Source organism: Streptomyces sp. NPDC045022, assembly GCF_056432605.1.
Genome location: NZ_JBWKIR010000008.1, coordinates 94616 through 112166, shown reverse-complemented (window position 1 = coordinate 112166; position 17551 = coordinate 94616). Strand labels below are relative to the sequence as shown.

Here is a 17551-nt window from a genome sequence, read left to right as displayed (position 1 = left end):
GCCGAAAGAATCGTTTTCAACGCACCACACGAATGTCTGCGCGCACCTGGATGGGCAGCTGGGAACCACACTCGTGCTGGCCGAGGTCCGCGTTACCGGACGCGGTGGAAGGGATCACCTTGTTGTAGATCGAGCCGAGGCACAGCTCCTGGAACGCCTCGGTGTTCGCCGCCAGCCGCGCGGCCAGCTGTGCCTTGGCGATGTCGACGGTCCTGAGCGCACCGTCGTCGTCCTCGACCTCGACACACGCGTGCGGCAGATCGAGGGCACCGCCGAGCACGCCGCAGAACCAGCCCCGTTTCGCCTCGGCCCGGTATCCGGCCGCACGGAAACGCTCGGCCAGGAACAGGCTCGCCGCGATACAGCTCGTGGCACCGAGAGAGTGCACCAGCCGGTAGTCGGCCTGCATGGGCACGGGGATCATCTGCCAGCGATAACCGGCGTCCAGATAGTCGAGGACGAGTTGCCGCAGCACGGGCGAGACCAGGGGGGTGTGCGCGCCGGTCGTGGTGATCGTCGCCGCGTATTCCGCCGCACCCGAACTCGGCACCGGTTTCGTCACCTCGGCGACGCTGCCACCGAAACGGATGACGTCCGGTTCCTCGAGGCGCCACGGCGCCTCGCCGGCGCAGTCGGCACATTCCATCCGGACCCGGAAGTCCCAGGTCTTCGCGCGCAGGAGATCGTCCACCGGCCGGCCGGCGAACCGGAACAGCATGCGGAACGCCAGCTCCGGCTGCGTCGTCGACTTGTTCGAGTACATGCCGAGGTTGTACAGGTCGTTCGCGTCGAAGTGACGCACCCCGGATCGCTCCTCGAACGGCAGACCCGCGTCGACCAGACTGTCGATGCCGGCCGCGTCGCAGCCGAGCATTTCCCGCGCCACGGATTCCGGATGGGTCCTGCTGGAATACTCGGCGGGAATGAATTCGATGGAATCCGCGACTTTCCCCCAGGACACCTGCGTGACTGTGGCTTGGTGCGGCACGACCTACCTCCCCCAGACGTCAAATCCGCTGGCTGGATTCCAACCAGCGGTATGGACGCTATCAGCCAGCAATCACACCGCGACAGATTCACTTCACATTCGTCGCCATGCGTTTTGCATGGTGCGGAATGGAAAAAAAATACTTGAGCGTCCAGGGCGTGAACGTCTACGGGGGTTGCACCCATGGGGCCGCCTCGGGGCGGCGCTTCGGGCCGCCCGCGCGGCCGGCGGTGAAGAGGCGGCCGGCGCCGGATCGGCGCCGTGGAGATGTACTTCAGGCCACACCGGACGGCACCGGAGGAGTGGGGCGCTCAGAGCCGGCGGCGAGGTTCGCGCCTGACCGCCCCCACGATTTCCGACCCTTTCAGATCCACTGCAGATCCCGGGCGATGCGAAGCGCGTCAATACGGTTGCGCGCGCCTATCTTCGTGACCATGGACGAAATGTAGTTGCGCACTGTTCCCTCGGACAGACACAGCCGCGCGGCGATCTCCTCCATCGTGTCGCCGCGGTCGAGATGCTCGAGCACGGACAGCTGCCGCAGGGTCAGCGGGCAGTCCCCGTTGGCCACCGCCGCGACCGTGAGTTCGGCGTCGAAGGCCCGCTCGCCCTGGTGCACCAGATGGACGGCTTCGAAGAACCGGCGAGGCGGGGCGCTGCGCCGCACCATTCCGTCGATCCCGCCGGTGAAGGCCCTGCGGACGACCGACCGGATGCACGCGGTGGCGAGCAGCAGGGTTCGGCACTCCGGAAGGATCGCTATCTTCTCGGCGGTTTCCATCACTTCCCGGTCTCTGCCGTCGAAGCTGATGATCACGACGTCGGGTCGATGCAACTCGGCGAACTCCAGCGCGGCGAGTTTACTGTCCACCGATCCTGCGACCCGGATCTCCGGGCGCTGCTCCAGCAATGCCGTGAGCGCGGATCGAGACAGATGCAGATCATCGAAAACCATTACATCGATGCCCATCGACTCCTCCAACAATTCGGTCTCATAACAATAGCATACGCGTACGAAAAGTGACCCTTCTGCGGCCTTGCAGGAATGTTTGTGTTGTTTATCCGGCAGGGCAGGTGAAGTTTTCCGAGCGGGAACGCTAAATTCAATTCCTGCCGCTGTCAGTCCTGGAGCTGAGCCCTGAGCGCCCGCTTGTCGATCTTGCCGACTGCTGTCAGCAGCATCTGTCCGAGCACCACCAGCCGGTCCGGCAGTTTGTACGGCGCGATGCCGCGGTCCCTGAGCCCGGCCCGCACCTCACTCAGCGTGGGGGGCTGCTCCGGGTCCTGCGGCACCACGCACACGCAGGTCTGTTCACCCAGCTCCGGGTGCGGCAGGCCGATCAGCGCGACGGACGCGATGCGGGGGTCGGCGAGCAGGTGCTCCTCGACCTCCCGGGCCGGCACCTTCTCACCGCCCCGGTTGACCACGTCGTTGGTCCGTCCCACCACCTCGAGGTAGCCCGTGGCTGTCCGCCGGACCACGTCACCGGTGCGGAAGAAGCCCGCATCGGTGAACTGCGTACGGTTGCTCTCCTCGGCCCGGTAGTAGCCGCGCACCGTGTACGGCCCCCGGGTGAACAGCTCGCCCTCCTCACCCGGTCCCGCCTCCTGGCCGTCGTCCCGGATCACCCGTATCTCGTCGGCCGGCGCCAGGGGGCGGCCCTGGGTGTGGAAGACGACGTTCTCCGGGTCGTCCAGACGCGTGTAGTTGAGCAGGCCCTCCGCCATCCCGTACACCTGTTGCAGGATGCAGCCGAGCCGCCCGGGCACCCTGCTCGCCGTCACCGGATCGAGCCGGGCTTCGCCGACCTGAAGCAGCTCGAGGGACGCCAGGTCGCGCTCGGTCCGCCCGGCGGCGTCGAGCCACAGCGACACCAGGGGCGGCGCGAGCGAGGTGACCGTCACCCGGGCGCTCTCGATGAGGGGGAAGCACAGCTCGGGGGTCGGCGCGGGAGCCAGCACCACGGTGCCGCCCAGGCGCAGCGTGCCCAGCACTCCGGGGCAGGCCAGGGCGAAGTTGTGTCCCATGGGCAGCGCGCACAGATAGCGGGTGTCGGCCCTGAAGCCGCACAGCCGTGAACTCTGGCGCAACTGGTACGTGTAGTCGGCGTGCGTGCGCGGAATGAGCTTCGGCGGCCCGGAGGTGCCCCCGGAGAGCAGGAACAACGCCACGTCCCGGGCGTCCGGTGCCGGCAGGCCCACCGGCTCCCCGTCCACCGCCGAAAGCGCCGCGAAGGGGCCCGGGTCGCCGGCCACCAGCACATGCCGCAGGCTGTCCGTGCCCGCCAGCACGTCCTTGGCGATGGTCCGGTAGTCGCAGTCGGGCACCTCGTCCGCGCAGACGTACGCCACCGCTTCGGAGCTGTTCACCAGATGGACGATCTCCGCGGTCCGGTGCGCGGGGTACGCGAACACCGGCAGCGCCCTCAGCCGGAAGAGGGCGATGCACAGCACCACCAGTTCCACGTCGTTGGGCAGTTGCACGACGACACGGTCGCCGGCGCCGAGGCCGACGCCGCGCAGTCCGGCGGCGAGACGGCCGGCCGCCCGGTCCAGCTCGCCGTAGGTCAGGGTGCGGGTGCCCGTGACCACCGCCGGCCGGTTCTCCGCGCCGGGCAGGGACATGGGCAGGCTGCCGAGGACCTCGTCGGTCCAGTACCCCCTGGCCCGGTAGTCGCCCGCGAACGGCTCAGGCCATGGCACGCACCCCTCAAGCATGGGTCGCCCCGACTCTCGACGTGCCCGTGCCCTTCAGGGGCCGGTGCCCGGGCCGATCCGGGTTCTCGTACCGCGAGACTCCCAGGGCACACCACTCGCCCACGTGCTCCTCGACACGCATATCGCCGCGCCTCCATCTGTCCGTGAGGGTCGCAAGGGCCTGCGGCAGAGCAGCTTGGCACGCGGAACCTGGCTAGTTTCTGGACGCGCTCTTTAGGAGCCGTGGAGGTCGGTGGCCGGTGATACCGGATGGTAGGGCGGGGGCGGTGCGCCTCCGCGTCGCGGAAAGGCCGGGCACGGTGCCCGGCGCGGTCAGGGCATGGGCGTCAAAGGGCGGGCGAGGAGGTCCACGCCGTCCGGTGGCCCCGAGAGTTGGCCGACCTTCGTCCAGCCCCATCGCCGGTACAGCCGGTGCGCCGGCGCCTCGTTCGACGCGGCGAGCACGGCGAACGGCTCGGTGCGGTCGGCCAGCAGCAGCTCCAGCAGGTCCCGCCCGTGTCCGCGGCCGCGCAGCTCCGGCACGACCGCGAGTTCGTACACGTAGAACAGCGGCCGGCGCAGCCGCCGCGGCGGGGGCGCGGCGGCCCGTGGGTGCCACCACCCGTCCTCGCGGCGCACCCCGTAGGCGAAGCCGCCGAGCGCGCCACCGTCGAGCACGGTGGTCACGGAGAAACCGGGCAGTGCCGCGTGCTCGGCCAGTTGTCCGGCGAACCCGTCCGCGGCCGCCGCGTCCTCACGGTACGGCGGCTCCCGGTAGACCCGGTGGTAGACGTCGCGGAACTCCTCGGGGCGGCGGACCTCGGCCGCGCGCTCCACCGTCGACACGCGCTCAGCCATCGACGGTCTCCCGCTGGACGGAGGCGGGCAGTACGCGGTTCAGCCGGTGCAGCACCGCGACCGCCGCGAGACAGCAGAGGCAGAGCGCGAGCCATGGCAGGCCCGGCCCCTTCGCCAGCAGCCAGGTGAACACCGTCGGCGCCAGCACCCGGGCCACACTCCACATGAGTTCCTCCAGCCCGAGGTAGCGGCCCCGCACATGCTCGGCGGCGATCGCCACGGTCAGCGCGCTGCTGGTCGGCGCCTGGAGCAGCTCCGCGACGGTGAAGACGACCATCCCCACGGCGAGCCCGCCGAACGCCACCCCGGGGCGTTCCCCGGGCACCACCGCGAACAGCGCGAAGGACACCATCCACAGGACGGCCGCCACCTGGAGCACCCTGGGTCTGCGGTATCGCTCGACCGCTCTGGCCACCGCGGTCTGCGCCAGCACCACCAGCACGGTGTTGACCGCGAACAGGGTCCCCGGCTGCCACGCCGGCAGTCCGCGCGCCTCGATCACGTAGGCGCTCAGCAGCACGGTCAGCGCGAGGTCGCACAGCGCGAACACGCAGACGGTCGCCAGTACGCCGAAGAACGCGCGGTCGGCGAGCACTTCCCGGTACCCGCCGCGCCGCCGGACCGGGTCGTCCCCGGCCGGCACCGGGTCGCCGCCGGAGGGGGCCGGGACGGCGGCCGGGCGCCAGGCCGCGACCAGCCCGGCCGCGGCGAGGAACGACACCGCGTTGAGCGCTGCCACGGCGGTGTAGCCCGAGGTGCCGCCCCAGCCGACCAGCACGCTGCCGAACAGCCCGCCGGCGCCGATCCCGACGTTGCGCAGTGACCGCTCCATCGCGTACCAGCGCGCCCGCTGCCCGTCGTCGGCCACCTGCGCCACCAGCGCGGCGGCCGCGGGCCGGAACAGGCTCTCGCTCCACAGGGTGACCGTGACCAGCGCGATCAGCTGCCAGGGCGCGTCGGCGAACACATAACCGGTGAAGGTCAGTACGCGGGTGAGGTTGCTCGCGACCACCACCCGCCGCGGCCCGACCCGGTCGATCAGCGGGCCCGCCAGGGGGCCGGCGGGCAGGGAGAGCAGGGCGGCGGCCGACAGCATGAGGCCGACGGTGGTCAGCTCGATCTCCTTGGCCGCGTGGAAGTACACGACGGCGAACGGGAGGAAGAGGCCGGTGCCCAGGGCGTCGACGACCTGCGCGACGATCAGGGGCCCGCGTCCTCGGGTGTTCGGCAGGCCGAGTATGTCGATGACAGCCATCGGTGTCCCTACGCGTGGGGCAGCGGGAAGACGTTGAACTCCTCTTCGGTCAGCGGCTGCGACCGCCAGCCGAGCCGGACGCCCGCACCGCTGATCCGGTCGTCGCCCCACATCGGCATGCCGGCGGGGAAGTTCGACACCAGACCGGGCACGAGCGTGTGCGCGGCGCTGAACCCCGCCGCTTCGACGTCGCAGGTCGTCAGGTCGACGCTGATCACCTCGAAGCCGCGGGCCTCGACCCGTTCGCGATACGCCGCGAGACGCCGCTCCGCGAGTGCGGGCAACCCCTCCCAGGAGCGGCTGGGCAGGTCCTGGACCCAGGGCGCGATCCGTTCCCCCGCTCGCGGGTCGAGGTAGACCTGCTGCTGGCACAGCAGGTCCCGGACATCGGCGAAGTCCGCGCGGTAGGAGTCGAGATAGCGCCGGTCGGCACGGTACGGCTTGAGGTTGCCCAGGTGCGGCAGCTCGGCCCGGCCGTCCGCCAGCGCCTTCTCGTTGTCGAGGTAGTGGCAGGTGTGGTGCAGGGTGAACCCCTCGGCGAGCGCCTTCTCCGCGGCGTCCTGCGCGCTGGGCCGGGTGGCGAAGCCCATGGTCAGCCAGCGGGTGGTGCGGTCGAGCACGGCCGCGGCGATCACCGGGACCCCGAACTCGTTGTCCAGGTGGATCAGGGTGATGTCGTAGGCGTCCAGGCTGTCGGCGACCAGCTCACGGATCCGGTCGGGCATCGGCAGCCGGGGAAGGCGGGCGGCGGCGGCGTCGGCCCACCACAGCATGGTGGTGTCGCGCTCGATCACTTCCTCGAGACCCGAGGTGACGGCGTGCTCCTCGCTCACGCCGGCTGCCACGCCGGCCACCAGCGGGTCGGAGTAGGCGACCGGGTCGTGCTCCCCGTGGGCGACCAGGAAGGCGGGCACCCACACCGGCTCACCGGTCGTCCACGAACGGCCCTCGACCCAGGCGCACTCCGCGTCCACGGTCAGCGGCGCGAAGGGAAAGCCGTCGGTGCGGTACTGCCGTGGCGAGTACAGGTGCAGCCGGCGCGGGTCGAGCGCGGGCACGCCGTCCCGGCGGAGCCGGGCGTAGCTGCCGAACCGGAGCCGGTCCTGCGGCAGCCTGCTGCCGCAGTAGCGTTCGACCGCCTCGCCGACGGCACTGCGGCGTGCGGCGTCGAAGTCCGACCACGATGTGCCGAACGCCTGCCGGTCGTTGGGCCAGTCCGCGACGCGCCGCATGTCGGCGACGTCGACCGCGCACACCCGCAGCAGAGCCGGCATACCGGGCAGCGGGGCCAGTTCCTGGACTCCGGTGACCACGCCGACCTGGTCGTCGACGAGCAGGTCCGCCTCCGCGTCACCCCGTGTCACGGGCCGGGGCCGGGTCGGCACCGGCAGCACGGTACGGCGGATGTGGCTGAGCTCGCGCGGGTCGAGTTCGACCTCGTCCACGGCGGCCTCGCCCGTCACCCAGCGCTCCAGGTACGTGCCGAGCTGCGCGGCCATCCAGCGGGCGTCGCCGCCGCGGAGCCGGGGGCTGCCCGCCTCCGGCGCGGCCCTCATGGCCTCGATGACCCGGGGGTCATGTGCCGCGGCGAGCCGGCGGTCCAGCACGTCCGCGAAGTCCGCCGTGCTGCCGGGAGTGATCGCCGGGCCGAGGATCGCCCGGCCGTGTTCACGGCGCAGCGGCAGCCAGCGCAGGCCCAGCGCGGCGCACTGCTCGTCGATGCGGCTCAGCTCGGCGTAGGCGGGATGGGCGAAGACGGCGACGAGCACGGTGTCGCGGCCGTCGACGCCGGCGAGGTCCTCGGGTGCCGGCTCCACGCGCGCGTAACCGGTGGCGCTCAGCGCGTGGGCGAGCGGGGCGGTGAGCGCCGGGGAGCCCGTGATGAGGACCGTCGTGCGCGCCAGCACCGCTCGCGCGGCGTCCTCCGTGGCCCGGGGCGGGCGCAGGCAGCCGTCGCGCTGCAGGACGTCGACCACCTCGGCGTATTCGGGAGCCATTCCCGCCAGCAATTCGGCGCGGGTCCTGGTGCCGTCGCAGCGAGCCATCCATGCGCGAAACTCGTGGGTGGGGGCGGAAATATGGAACTGCCCGCCGTGCGGAGTGACGAGAAAGCACAGGTTCTGCTCGAGGTCGTAGATCTCCACGTCCTCGAGTTCCAAGGTGGCGTCCGCTGGCATATCAGTCCCCGTCGAATGGAGTTCCTGGTGCACAATGCCACGGCCTCGGGATGTCCCGAGGCCGTGGCAGGCCGACCTCAGCAGGTCAGCTTTACTTGGCGACCGAGCGGTTGTGCACGACGGCCCGGTTGTGCACCACCGCGCGGTTGTGCACGACGGCCCGGTTGTGCACAACCGCGCAGATCACGTTGGTCTTGACGGTCGAAATCATGGAAATACCTCCCAGTTCGCTGTCAGTGACGTGAATGACATTACCGGCGCGCAACACCGGGGCCTAGATGAATTACTCATGAACGCCCATGAGTAATTCACGGATAATTCCGGCCCCCCGGTCGGATTACGGGGGATTGCGGCCGTGAATCAGCTCGCGGCCGTCTCGGTGGGGCCCGGCGCGCGCGTGCTCGCCAGGGCCTCCGCCGGCGCGTCGATCCGCCGCAGGACGACGAGGGCGATGAGAGCGGCGGCGACCAGGAGCGCGGCGCTGAGGTTCAGGCCGAGGGCGTATCCGTCGTTGAGGGCCTGGGGGGTGACGGTCTGGCCGGTGCGGTGCTCGGCCGCGGTACCGAGGGCGGCGAGTCCGAGGGAGGCACCGATCTGGCGCGAGCTGTTGAGCAGACCCGAAGCAGTGCCGGTCTCGTGGGGGGCGACGCCGACGGTGGCGGTGGAGACGACCGGCCCGAGGCAGAGACCGAAGCCGACGCTGGCGACGATCGAGGGCCCGAGGACGTCGCTGGCGAACGCGCCGTCGGGGCTGATCATGCCGAACCAGGCGAATCCGGCCGCGGTGAGGAGACCACCGGCGATCATGAGGTTGCGGGCAGGGAGCCGGTAGCCGAGCTTGATGGCGAGCACGGAGCCGACGACCACGCCGAGGGCGAACGGCAGGAACATGAGCCCGGTCATGGCCGCCCCCTCGCCGAGGACCCGCTGGAGGTAGAGGGAGGTGAAGTAGAAGGCCGAGGCCATGGCCGCACCGACGAGCAGGTTGTAGCCGTTGGCGCCGGCGACCGAACGGTTGGTGAACAGGCCGAGCCGGACCAGCGGTTCGCGGGCGGTGGTCCGCTCGACATAGACGAACGCGACCAGCAGCGCGAGGGCGACCGCCAGGGTCGTCAGGGTGACCGACGAGGTCCACGCGTACTGGTCGGTGCGGACGACACCGAAGACCAGCAGGATCAGACCGGCCGTGGCCAGGAGGGCTCCGAGCATGTCGGGGCGACCGCCGCGCGAGGCCGGCCGGCTGTCGACGATGCCACGCCAGGCCAGGGCCAGCGCCACCGCGGCCATCGGTACGTTCACGAACATCACCCAGCGCCACCCGGCGTACTCGGTGAGCAGGCCGCCCGCCAGGACTCCGAGGGCGCCTCCGGCGGCGTTCATCGCGCTCCAGATCCCGAAGGCCCGCACACGGGGCTTGCCCGTCGGGAACGTCGCGGTCAGCAGCGCCAGCGCGGCCGGGGCCAGCGCGGCGGCCCCGATGCCCTGCGCGGCCCGGGCGGCGACCAGGTGGCCCGGTTCCTGGGCGAAGCCACCGATGAGGGAGGCGAGCCCGAACAGGCCGAGCCCGAACAGCAGGACCCGCTTACGGCCGTAGCGGTCGGCGGCCTTGCCACCCAGCAGGAGCAGCCCGCCGAAGGTGAGGGCGTAGGCGTGGATCACCCAGGTCAGACCCACCGCGCCGAAGCCGAGACCGGCGGCGATCTCCGGGAGTCCGACGTTCACGACCGACAGGTCCAGCGACACCATGAACTGCACGACGGCCACCGCGGCGAGCGTGAGTCCTGGCCGAGCACCCGTACTTTCCGTCCGTCCCGTCCCATTCGTCATCGTGGGCTTCATCGCGGGCTCCCTCCTCGGTGAGATCGTCGAGCAATTTAGGAACGTGTTCCGAAAGTAGCACCACGGACCCGCTCCTGTGAACTCGAAGCCCGGACACGCACCCGTTTCGCCCGGTGGGACGGCGGCGCGGCATGATGGGGCAATGCCCCGACCACCCGCACCGCACGGCCGCACCGGGCGGCCACCGGTGACCTCACGCACGCAGATCCTGGTGGCGGCCCGTCGGCTCATCGACCGGGACGGCTGGGAGAAGCTGACGATCCGCCGGCTGGCCGCCGAACTCGGCATCGGGGCGACGACCCTGTACCACCACATACAGAACAAGGAGGACCTGTTGGTCCTCCTGCTCAATCACTACATCGACCAGATCGAGCGTCCCCGGCTGCCCAGTGAGCCGAGGGACCGCATCGTCGCGGCCGCCACCGCGATGCACGACGCGCTCGCGGCCTGGCCGTGGGCCGCGGAGATCCTGACCGTGGACGGGTTCGTCGGTCTCCTGGACGAAACGGCGCTGTGGATGGTCGAGGCCATCGTGTCGGGGGCCGGGGACTGCGGATGCACGCCCGCACGGGCCGTCGAGATCTTCCGCAGCATCTGGTACTACACCGTCGGCGAGATCCTCGTCCGCGCCCACTCCGTCCGCCGGCGGGCCGACGATGGGCGCCCCACCACCAGGGAGACGTCCTTCAGCAGCCTCGACGCTTCCCGGGTGCCGTGCCTGGCCGCCATCGGCGACGAATGGGCGGCACTGGCCGCGCGAGACACCTACTTCCAGGGACTCCGCGCGTTCGTCGACGGGCTGCTCGCACAAGCCGCGTCCCCGCAGCCGGCGGGACGACCGGCCAACTCCCGCTGACCGCGGTGCCGGTGTCCATCAACTGCCGGCACGCAACGCAGAGTGGGCCGGACTCACGGAGTCCGGCCCGCTGACGTGCTCGCCCGATGAGATCGGGCATGGCGTCGCGTCCGTCAGACAGCTCGGCCAGCCGACTCAGCCGCCCTACTGCTGTTGCTGTTGCTGCTGCTGCTGCTGCTGTTGCTGCTGTTGCTGCTGTTGCTGCTGCTGCTGTTGCTGCTGCTGCTGCTGTTGCTGCTGTTGCTGCTGTTGCTGCTGCTGTTGCTGTTGTTGCTGTTGCTGCTGCTGCTGCTGTTGCTGCTGCTGTTGCTGCTGCTGCTGCTGCCGCCCGCACGGGCGCATCGGTTCAACTGTCTTGACCGTGGGCGCCTTCGCGTGAGCCGATGCCACCACAGCGGCTGGGGGTGCAGAGCCGTACGTTTCCCCGGCGAAAACCGCTGGGAACGCCAGAGCAGCGATGAGCGCCAGTGTGAGCCGCATGAGGTACCGCTTGGTACGCATGACCTTTCTCCCTTCGACCACCGGAACGAAAGACAGTCGTTCGTCCATGACCGGCACCCCTTGTCAGCACCACGCAACGGTCGAACGTCGCTTCCGGTAACAGACTCACACGCGGCACAAGACGCAACAAGAAACTGACTATCGTAGGAGCCGAGGTCACCGGCAATAGCATCCGCAATAGTCGCCCGACAGAGGCGACGACGGTGAAATGACCCGAACGGCGAGCGGGGACTGAGTACTTGATTTCACACAGTCACCGAATTGTAAGTCCAGGAAACGTGGTTCACCACTCCAGCAGGTGCTTCACACGCGCAGGGCACGCATCAAGAAACCGACTATCCTATGAGTAGGGGTCTCCGGCAGTAACCATCCGCGCCAGTCGCCAAGCAGAGGGAACGACGGATGAATTACGACCTACGGCGAGCGGAGCTCGCAGACTTCCTCAGAACACGACGGCTGGCCCTTCAGCCGGAAGAGGTCGGCCTTCCGCCACGAACTTCCAGGAGAACGCCCGGCCTGCGACGGGAAGACGTCGCCGACCTGGCGGGTATCAGCTCATGCTGGTACTCCCAGCTCGAACAGGCTCGGAACATCAGGGTCTCGGACCACGTGCTCAACGCCCTGGCCGGGGCCCTTCGTCTCAACGACGAAGAGCGCGACTACCTTCTGGCCCTGGCGAACGAGGATGCCCGTTCCAGCGCGGACATACCCGCGGATGGTGCGCCCCCGGCGCTCCAGCGCATCCTGGACAGTCAGCTTCCGCATCCGGCGTTCGCCCTCGGCCCCCGGTTCGATATTCTCGCCTGGAACCAGGCAAGCACCGATGTCTACGGCGACCTGACCAAAATAACCCGTGCGCATCGCCATCTACTATGGCTCTTCTTCAGCGATCACATGCGCGAACTGATTCACAACTGGGAGCCGAGCGCCCGCTCGGTACTGGCCGAGTTCCGTGCGGCAACCGGACTCTACGTCCACGAACCCTGGTTCACGGCACTCGTCCGCGAACTGAGCCACAACAGCCCGGACTTCCGCAGATGGTGGCGGCAGCATGAAATCGCAAGGCGCGGCGTCGCCACCCGGGAAGTGAAGCATCCTTTCGTCGGACGCATGATGCTGGAGGAGACCGCGCTCGTTATCGACGACCGCTCAGGTCGACGGGTCATTCTGGAGATCCCTCAACCCGGCACCGGCACCGAGGACAAACTGACGGCGCTTTCCTGGCTGTACCACCGTGTGCAGGACTCACCTCAGCGCGCGCTGGAACCGGAACCGAGGCGACACCGGAACAACCACTGATGGATTTGCTCTGGTGCACACAGGACCGGTGCGCAGGCCGCCCACATACGAATCTACTTCGTTTCCCGCGATGTTCAACTCGGCGGCGGGCTCTTGCCCGCCACCGAGTCAGCGTCCCGGCATTTCACAGCCGGTGACTACGAGGGCCTCTTCAGTGGGCCGCGGCGCGCTTATCACGCTCACACCGGCACTTCACGTTGACCGTCTGGGTCTGGGTCTGGGTCTGCGTCTGGGTGTTGGTGATGGTGACGGTGGTGGTGACGGAGCTTTGCTCCTTGAAGACGGCAAGGCCGGCCTTGGCGACGTGGAAGCTGCTCGCGACGGTCTTCCCTGCCAAGGACGGCGAGATACCCACGGTCAGGGTGATCGGCATGTATGCCTGCCGAGGTCGCAGGGCGTCAGAGCGGGTGCACGCCAGGATGGGTGAGGTCGTGCAGCTCCAGCCACTTCCGCCGGCGGCGAGTGCGGTCATGCCCGCGGGCAGGGTACCGGTGACCTTGGTGGTGGCCCCGTCGGTCGCGCTGGTCCCGGCGTTGCCGACGGTGATGGTGTAGGTCCCCGTCCCGCCCGCGACGAACGCTTGCTGGTGGGACTCGGCGATGGTCAGCGAGGGCCCGGTATCGGCGTGGGCGGGCGCAACGAGTGAGGCCGACAACCCGGCCGCCATCAATACCGGAAGCGAAGCGACCATCAGTCGTCGTCGGGTTTCCTGCATCATTTGTCTCCTTGAGGAGCTGTCGGCCATCCCCTACCACCGCGTTCCCGGGCGATTGGGACGCGGAATCCGAGCCGCAGCAGCGGAGAGATGGCAAGGTGAGGGAACCGCAGGCCTCGGAATCCGACCGCCTGGGGCGCAAGTACATATACCTGCAGGCAATCCGCACACCGCCCGGATTGGCCATACACGCTTCCCGAGCAACCCGACCAGCCCATCTCGTTGGTCCGCATAGCCGAAGCCGGGTTGCGAAAAGATGATGAACTATGCGGCATCCGGTGGGACTATTCGATCGATCGACGTGCTACGCAAGTACCACAAGCGGGAAGAGCGCGAGATCAACCGGATGATCGAGGAGTGCATGGCCATCCGCACCGCCATCCGCAGGGCCGGGGAAGGGTCGCCCACCCCGCCCGCCCCCAACCCATCCCAGCACGGGAAACAGGCAGGGGCCCGACCTCGAACGGTCGGACCCCTCGTGACCTGCATGTCTGCCAGATCAGCGACGTGGTGACAAAGCGCCCGCTACACGTTGAAGCGGAACTCGACCACGTCCCCGTCCTGCATGACGTAGTCCTTGCCCTCCATGCGAGCCTTGCCCTTGGCGCGGGCCTCGGCGACCGAGCCGGTCTCGACCAGGTCCGCGAAGGAGATGACCTCCGCCTTGATGAAGCCCTTCTGGAAGTCGGTGTGGATCACACCGGCCGCCTCGGGGGCGGTGGCGCCCTTCTTGATGGTCCAGGCCCGGGACTCCTTGGGGCCGGCCGTCAGGTAGGTCTGCAGGCCGAGGGTGTTGAAGCCGACGCGGGCCAGGGTGGCGAGGCCGGGCTCGTGCTGCCCGACGGACTCCAGCAGCTCCAGGGCCTCCTCCTCGTCCAGCTCGGCGAGGTCGGCCTCCAGCTTGGCGTTGAGGAAGATCGCCTCGGCGGGGGCGACGAGGGCGCGCTGCTCGTTCTTGAAGTCCTCGTCGGTCAGCTCGTCCTCGTCGACGTTGAAGACGTAGAGGAAGGGCTTGGTGGTGAGCAGGTGCAGGTCGTGCAGCAGCTCATTGCGTTCGGTGCCCTGGACGATGCCGTGTGCGAAGAGCGTGTCGCCCTTCTCCAGGATCTCCTTGGCCTCCTCGACCGCCTTGACCTTGGGCGCGATGTCCTTCTTGATCCGGGACTCCTTCTGGAGACGCGGCAGGACCTTCTCGATGGTCTGGAGATCGGCGAGGATCAGCTCGGTGTTGATCGTCTCGATGTCGTCCTTCGGCGAGACCTTGCCGTCGACGTGCACGACGTTCTCGTCCTTGAAGGCCCGGATGACCTGGCAGATCGCATCGGACTCACGGATGTTCGCGAGGAACTTGTTGCCCAGGCCCTCGCCCTCGGAGGCGCCGCGCACGATGCCGGCGATGTCGACGAAGTCGACCGTGGCCGGAAGGATGCGCTCCGAGCTGAAGATCGAGGCCAGCTTGGCGAGGCGGCCGTCGGGGACGCCGACGACGCCGACGTTCGGCTCGATCGTGGCGAACGGGTAGTTGGCCGCCAGCACGTCGTTCTTGGTCAGGGCGTTGAACAGGGTCGACTTGCCGACATTCGGCAGGCCGACGATTCCGATCGTGAGCGACACGTTGCGACTTCCCGTAGATGAGAGGGCCAGGGGCTGCCAGGGGCCAGACACACTGGCCGATCCACCAGTCTACGGCGTCCCGCGCAGGGGGCTCCCGGGAGCGTCGAACGCCCGGCCAAGCTCTCCTCGTCGGCGTGTCTGAGGAGCGATTCGACACATAAACAGACCTAAGTTGGTCCAGTGGAGCAACACAGGACGCGACCCCCGAACGACGGACGACGACGCGGCACGCCGTCGGGCTCCCTGCCGTCGCAGGCCCGGCGCCGGTACAGCGGACACCGGTCCGGACCCGGCTCGGAACGGGCCTTACGGCAGGTCCGGGTCTCCCGGCCGGTGCCGCCGGGCCCTCGGCTGCCGAACCCCCGGCTCACCGGGCTCGGCAGCGGCGTGTTCTGCGCGGTGGTGATGTTCCTGCTCGGCTGTGTGGACCAGCTCCTCTTCGGCGGGTCCCTGACGCTGTACGGGGTGCTGTTCCTGCTGATGTGCGCCCTGACCGCGGTGTGGGTGCACGAAGGGGACCTGCTGAGCGCGCCGGTGGTCGTACCGATCGCGTTCGCCGTGGGGCTGCTCCCCGTCACCGACGGCAGCGGGGGGCCGCTCGGCCGTCTGATGGGGCTGGTCACCGGGCTCGCCACCCAGGCCGGCTGGCTGTACGGGGGGACGCTCGCCGCCGGCGTCATCGTCCTGGTCCGCCGGGTGCGGTCGGTACGGCGGCGCCGGCGACGGGGCTGAGCGCCTAGCCCTGCTGCGTCGCGCGCATCGCCGCTCCCACGATCCCCGCGTTGTTCTGCAGCTGCGCGGGCACGATCTCCGCCCTGATGCCCTCGATGAAGTGCAGGAACTTGTCCGCCTTGCGGCTGACCCCGCCGCCGATGATGAACAGCTCCGGCGAGAACAGCATCTCGACGTGGGCCAGGTACGTCTGGACGCGGTGCGCCCACTGCTGCCAGCTCAGCTCGTGGTCGTCCTTTGCCTTGCTGGAGGCGCGCTTCTCCGCGTCGTGGCCGCTCAGCTCGAGATGGCCCAGCTCCGTGTTGGGGACCAGGACGCCGTCCACGAAGAGGGCGCTGCCGATGCCGGTGCCGAAGGTGAGCAGGACGACCGTGCCCTTCCGGTCCCGTCCGGCGCCGAACCGCATCTCGGCGACGCCCGCCGCGTCGGCGTCGTTGACCACGGTCACCGGCAGCCCGCCGAGCTTGCCGCTGAACAACGCGCGCGCGTCCGTGTCGATCCAGCTCTTGTCGACGTTCGCCGCCGTCCGGACGGTGGCGCCGCCGGTGACCACTCCGGGGAAGGTCAGCCCGACCGGGCCGGTCCAGCCGAAGTGGTCGATCACCTGCTTGACCCCGTCGGCCACGCCGTCGGGCGTCGCCGGATGCGGGGTGAGCACCTTGCAGCGCTCCTGCACCAGGTCGCCCCTGTCCAGGTCCACAGGGGCGCCCTTGATCCCGGATCCACCGATGTCCACGCCGAAGATCTGCATGGCACCACGTTACGACGGACCACCGACAGTCACGTACGGCCGCCCGTCATTCGACCGCGGTGTCCGTGGCGCCCGAGCCACCGCGCTCGGCGACCAGGGCCACCGCCTCGTCGCGCAGGTCACGGCGCAGCTCCTTGGGCAGCGAGAAGGTGATGGACTCCTCGGCCGCCTTGACGATCTCCACGTCCCCGTAGCCGCGCTCGGCGAGCCACTCCAGGACCTGCTCGACCAGCACCTCGGGCACGGAGGCACCGGAGGTGACGCCGACCGTGGTGACGCCCTCCAGCCAGGCCTCGTCGATCTCGTCGGCGAAGTCGACGAGGTAGGCCTCGCGGGCGCCGGCGAGCTTGGCGACCTCGACCAGCCGCTTGGAGTTGGAGGAGTTGCGCGAGCCGACCACGATGACCAGCTCGGCCTCGGCCCCCATCTGCTTCACGGCGAGCTGGCGGTTCTGCGTGGCGTAGCAGATGTCGTCGCTGGGTGGGGAGACGAGCCCCGGGAACTTCGTCTTCAGGGCGTCGACGGTCTCCATCGTCTCGTCGACGGAGAGGGTGGTCTGCGACAGCCACACGACCTTCGACGGGTCACGGACCTCGACCTTGGCGACGTCCTCGGGGCCGTCGACCAGCTGGATGTGGTCGGGGGCCTCGCCGGAGGTGCCGATGACCTCCTCGTGGCCCTCGTGCCCGATCAGGAGGATGTCGTAGTCCTCGCCGGCATAGCGGACGGCTTCCTTGTGGACCTTGGTGACCAGCGGGCAGGTGGCGTCGATGGTGGCGAGACGGCCCTGCCTGGCCTCCTCGTGCACCACGGGGGCGACCCCGTGCGCCGAGAACATGACGATGTTGCCGGGCGGTACCTCCTCCGTCCGCTCGACGAAGACGGCGCCCTTCTTCTCCAGGGTCTGCACGACGTACTTGTTGTGGACGATCTCGTGCCGGACGTAGATCGGGGCCCCGTACTGTTCGAGGGCCTTCTCCACGGCGATCACGGCGCGGTCCACACCCGCGCAGTAGCCTCGGGGTGCGGCGAGCAGGACACGGCGGCCAGGCGAAGCGGTCATGCGTCCCATCGTAAGGCCGCGTTCAGCGGCGCAGAGATCGCGTGGCCGCGGCCCCGCGTGGGGGCCCGCTGCGCCCAGCCGTACCGCCCAACGGCCCGACTGCCCGACTGCCCGACTGCCCGCACTCACAACGCCGTGCGACCGCCCCCCGGCTACGAAGCCGTGCCACTCCCCCCGGCAACAGCGGCATGCGACTCCCCCCGCCA

At 69.3% G+C, this 17551-nt stretch carries 15 protein-coding genes; 4 read left to right on the top strand and 11 right to left on the bottom strand.

The genetic code is table 11. From position 1 onward, the window contains the following. Positions 1–16: 16 nt before the first annotated feature. The 7 genes from AC07C1_RS16770 to AC07C1_RS16740 form a co-directional block, all read right to left on the bottom strand. Positions 17–961, bottom strand: coding sequence for a hypothetical protein (locus tag AC07C1_RS16770; protein ID WP_478939646.1), 945 nt, complete (start codon positions 959–961; stop codon positions 17–19). Positions 962–1352: 391 nt separating this feature from the next. Further along, entirely contained in the window at positions 1353–1958 is a 606-nt protein-coding gene (locus tag AC07C1_RS16765) for a response regulator transcription factor (protein WP_478939644.1), read from the bottom strand. 149 nt (positions 1959–2107) lie between these two features. Further along, on the bottom strand, positions 2108–3706 hold the full coding sequence (locus AC07C1_RS16760; protein WP_478939642.1) for a (2,3-dihydroxybenzoyl)adenylate synthase: 1599 nt from the start codon (positions 3704–3706) through the stop codon (positions 2108–2110). A 312-nt stretch (positions 3707–4018) separates the two neighbouring features. Then, the gene (locus AC07C1_RS16755; RefSeq protein ID WP_478939640.1) at positions 4019–4543 is read right to left on the bottom strand and encodes a GNAT family N-acetyltransferase; all 525 of its coding nucleotides are present in this window, start codon (positions 4541–4543) and stop codon (positions 4019–4021) included. Continuing rightward, a complete protein-coding gene (locus tag AC07C1_RS16750) occupies positions 4536–5798 on the bottom strand; it encodes an MDR family MFS transporter (protein ID WP_478939639.1) in 1263 nt (420 codons plus the stop codon). The genes AC07C1_RS16755 and AC07C1_RS16750 overlap by 8 nt, the downstream gene beginning before the upstream one ends. Before the next feature lie 8 nt (positions 5799–5806). Then, entirely contained in the window at positions 5807–7975 is a 2169-nt protein-coding gene (locus tag AC07C1_RS16745) for a YcaO-like family protein (RefSeq protein WP_478939637.1), read from the bottom strand. A gap of 360 nt (positions 7976–8335) precedes the next feature. Continuing rightward, positions 8336–9739 (bottom strand): MFS transporter, encoded by a 1404-nt coding sequence (locus AC07C1_RS16740; RefSeq protein ID WP_478939635.1) that lies wholly within the window; start codon positions 9737–9739, stop codon positions 8336–8338. Between the two features lie 217 nt (positions 9740–9956). On the opposite strand from AC07C1_RS16740, the gene AC07C1_RS16735 reads away from it, so the two are divergent. From AC07C1_RS16735 to AC07C1_RS16725, 3 genes are all read left to right on the top strand, one after another. Further along, positions 9957–10670 (top strand): TetR/AcrR family transcriptional regulator, encoded by a 714-nt coding sequence (locus tag AC07C1_RS16735; protein WP_478939633.1) that lies wholly within the window; start codon positions 9957–9959, stop codon positions 10668–10670. 153 nt (positions 10671–10823) lie between these two features. Then, a complete protein-coding gene (locus AC07C1_RS16730; RefSeq protein WP_478939631.1) occupies positions 10824–11309 on the top strand; it encodes a hypothetical protein in 486 nt (161 codons plus the stop codon). A gap of 264 nt (positions 11310–11573) precedes the next feature. Then, on the top strand, positions 11574–12470 hold the full coding sequence (locus AC07C1_RS16725) for a helix-turn-helix transcriptional regulator (RefSeq protein ID WP_478939629.1): 897 nt from the start codon (positions 11574–11576) through the stop codon (positions 12468–12470). A gap of 151 nt (positions 12471–12621) precedes the next feature. Here AC07C1_RS16725 and AC07C1_RS16720 read toward each other — a convergent pair whose 3' ends face one another. Together AC07C1_RS16720 and ychF are read right to left on the bottom strand one after the other, a co-directional pair. Further along, positions 12622–13188, bottom strand: a complete 567-nt coding sequence (locus AC07C1_RS16720) for a hypothetical protein (protein ID WP_478939628.1) — start codon at positions 13186–13188, stop codon at positions 12622–12624. A 522-nt stretch (positions 13189–13710) separates the two neighbouring features. Then, positions 13711–14799: a redox-regulated ATPase YchF gene (gene ychF, locus AC07C1_RS16715; RefSeq protein ID WP_478939626.1), complete on the bottom strand. Its 1089-nt coding sequence runs from the start codon at positions 14797–14799 to the stop codon at positions 13711–13713. A gap of 333 nt (positions 14800–15132) precedes the next feature. Here ychF and AC07C1_RS16710 point away from each other — a divergent pair, with 333 nt between their 5' ends. Next, positions 15133–15531, top strand: coding sequence for a DUF6542 domain-containing protein (locus AC07C1_RS16710; protein WP_478939624.1), 399 nt, complete (start codon positions 15133–15135; stop codon positions 15529–15531). 4 nt (positions 15532–15535) lie between these two features. Here the strand turns inward: AC07C1_RS16710 and ppgK are convergent, their stop codons facing one another. Together ppgK and AC07C1_RS16700 are read right to left on the bottom strand one after the other, a co-directional pair. Beyond that, positions 15536–16282: a polyphosphate--glucose phosphotransferase gene (ppgK, locus tag AC07C1_RS16705; protein ID WP_478939623.1), complete on the bottom strand. Its 747-nt coding sequence runs from the start codon at positions 16280–16282 to the stop codon at positions 15536–15538. Between the two features lie 46 nt (positions 16283–16328). After that, a complete protein-coding gene (locus tag AC07C1_RS16700) occupies positions 16329–17345 on the bottom strand; it encodes a 4-hydroxy-3-methylbut-2-enyl diphosphate reductase (protein ID WP_478939621.1) in 1017 nt (338 codons plus the stop codon). Positions 17346–17551 lie beyond the last annotated feature (206 nt).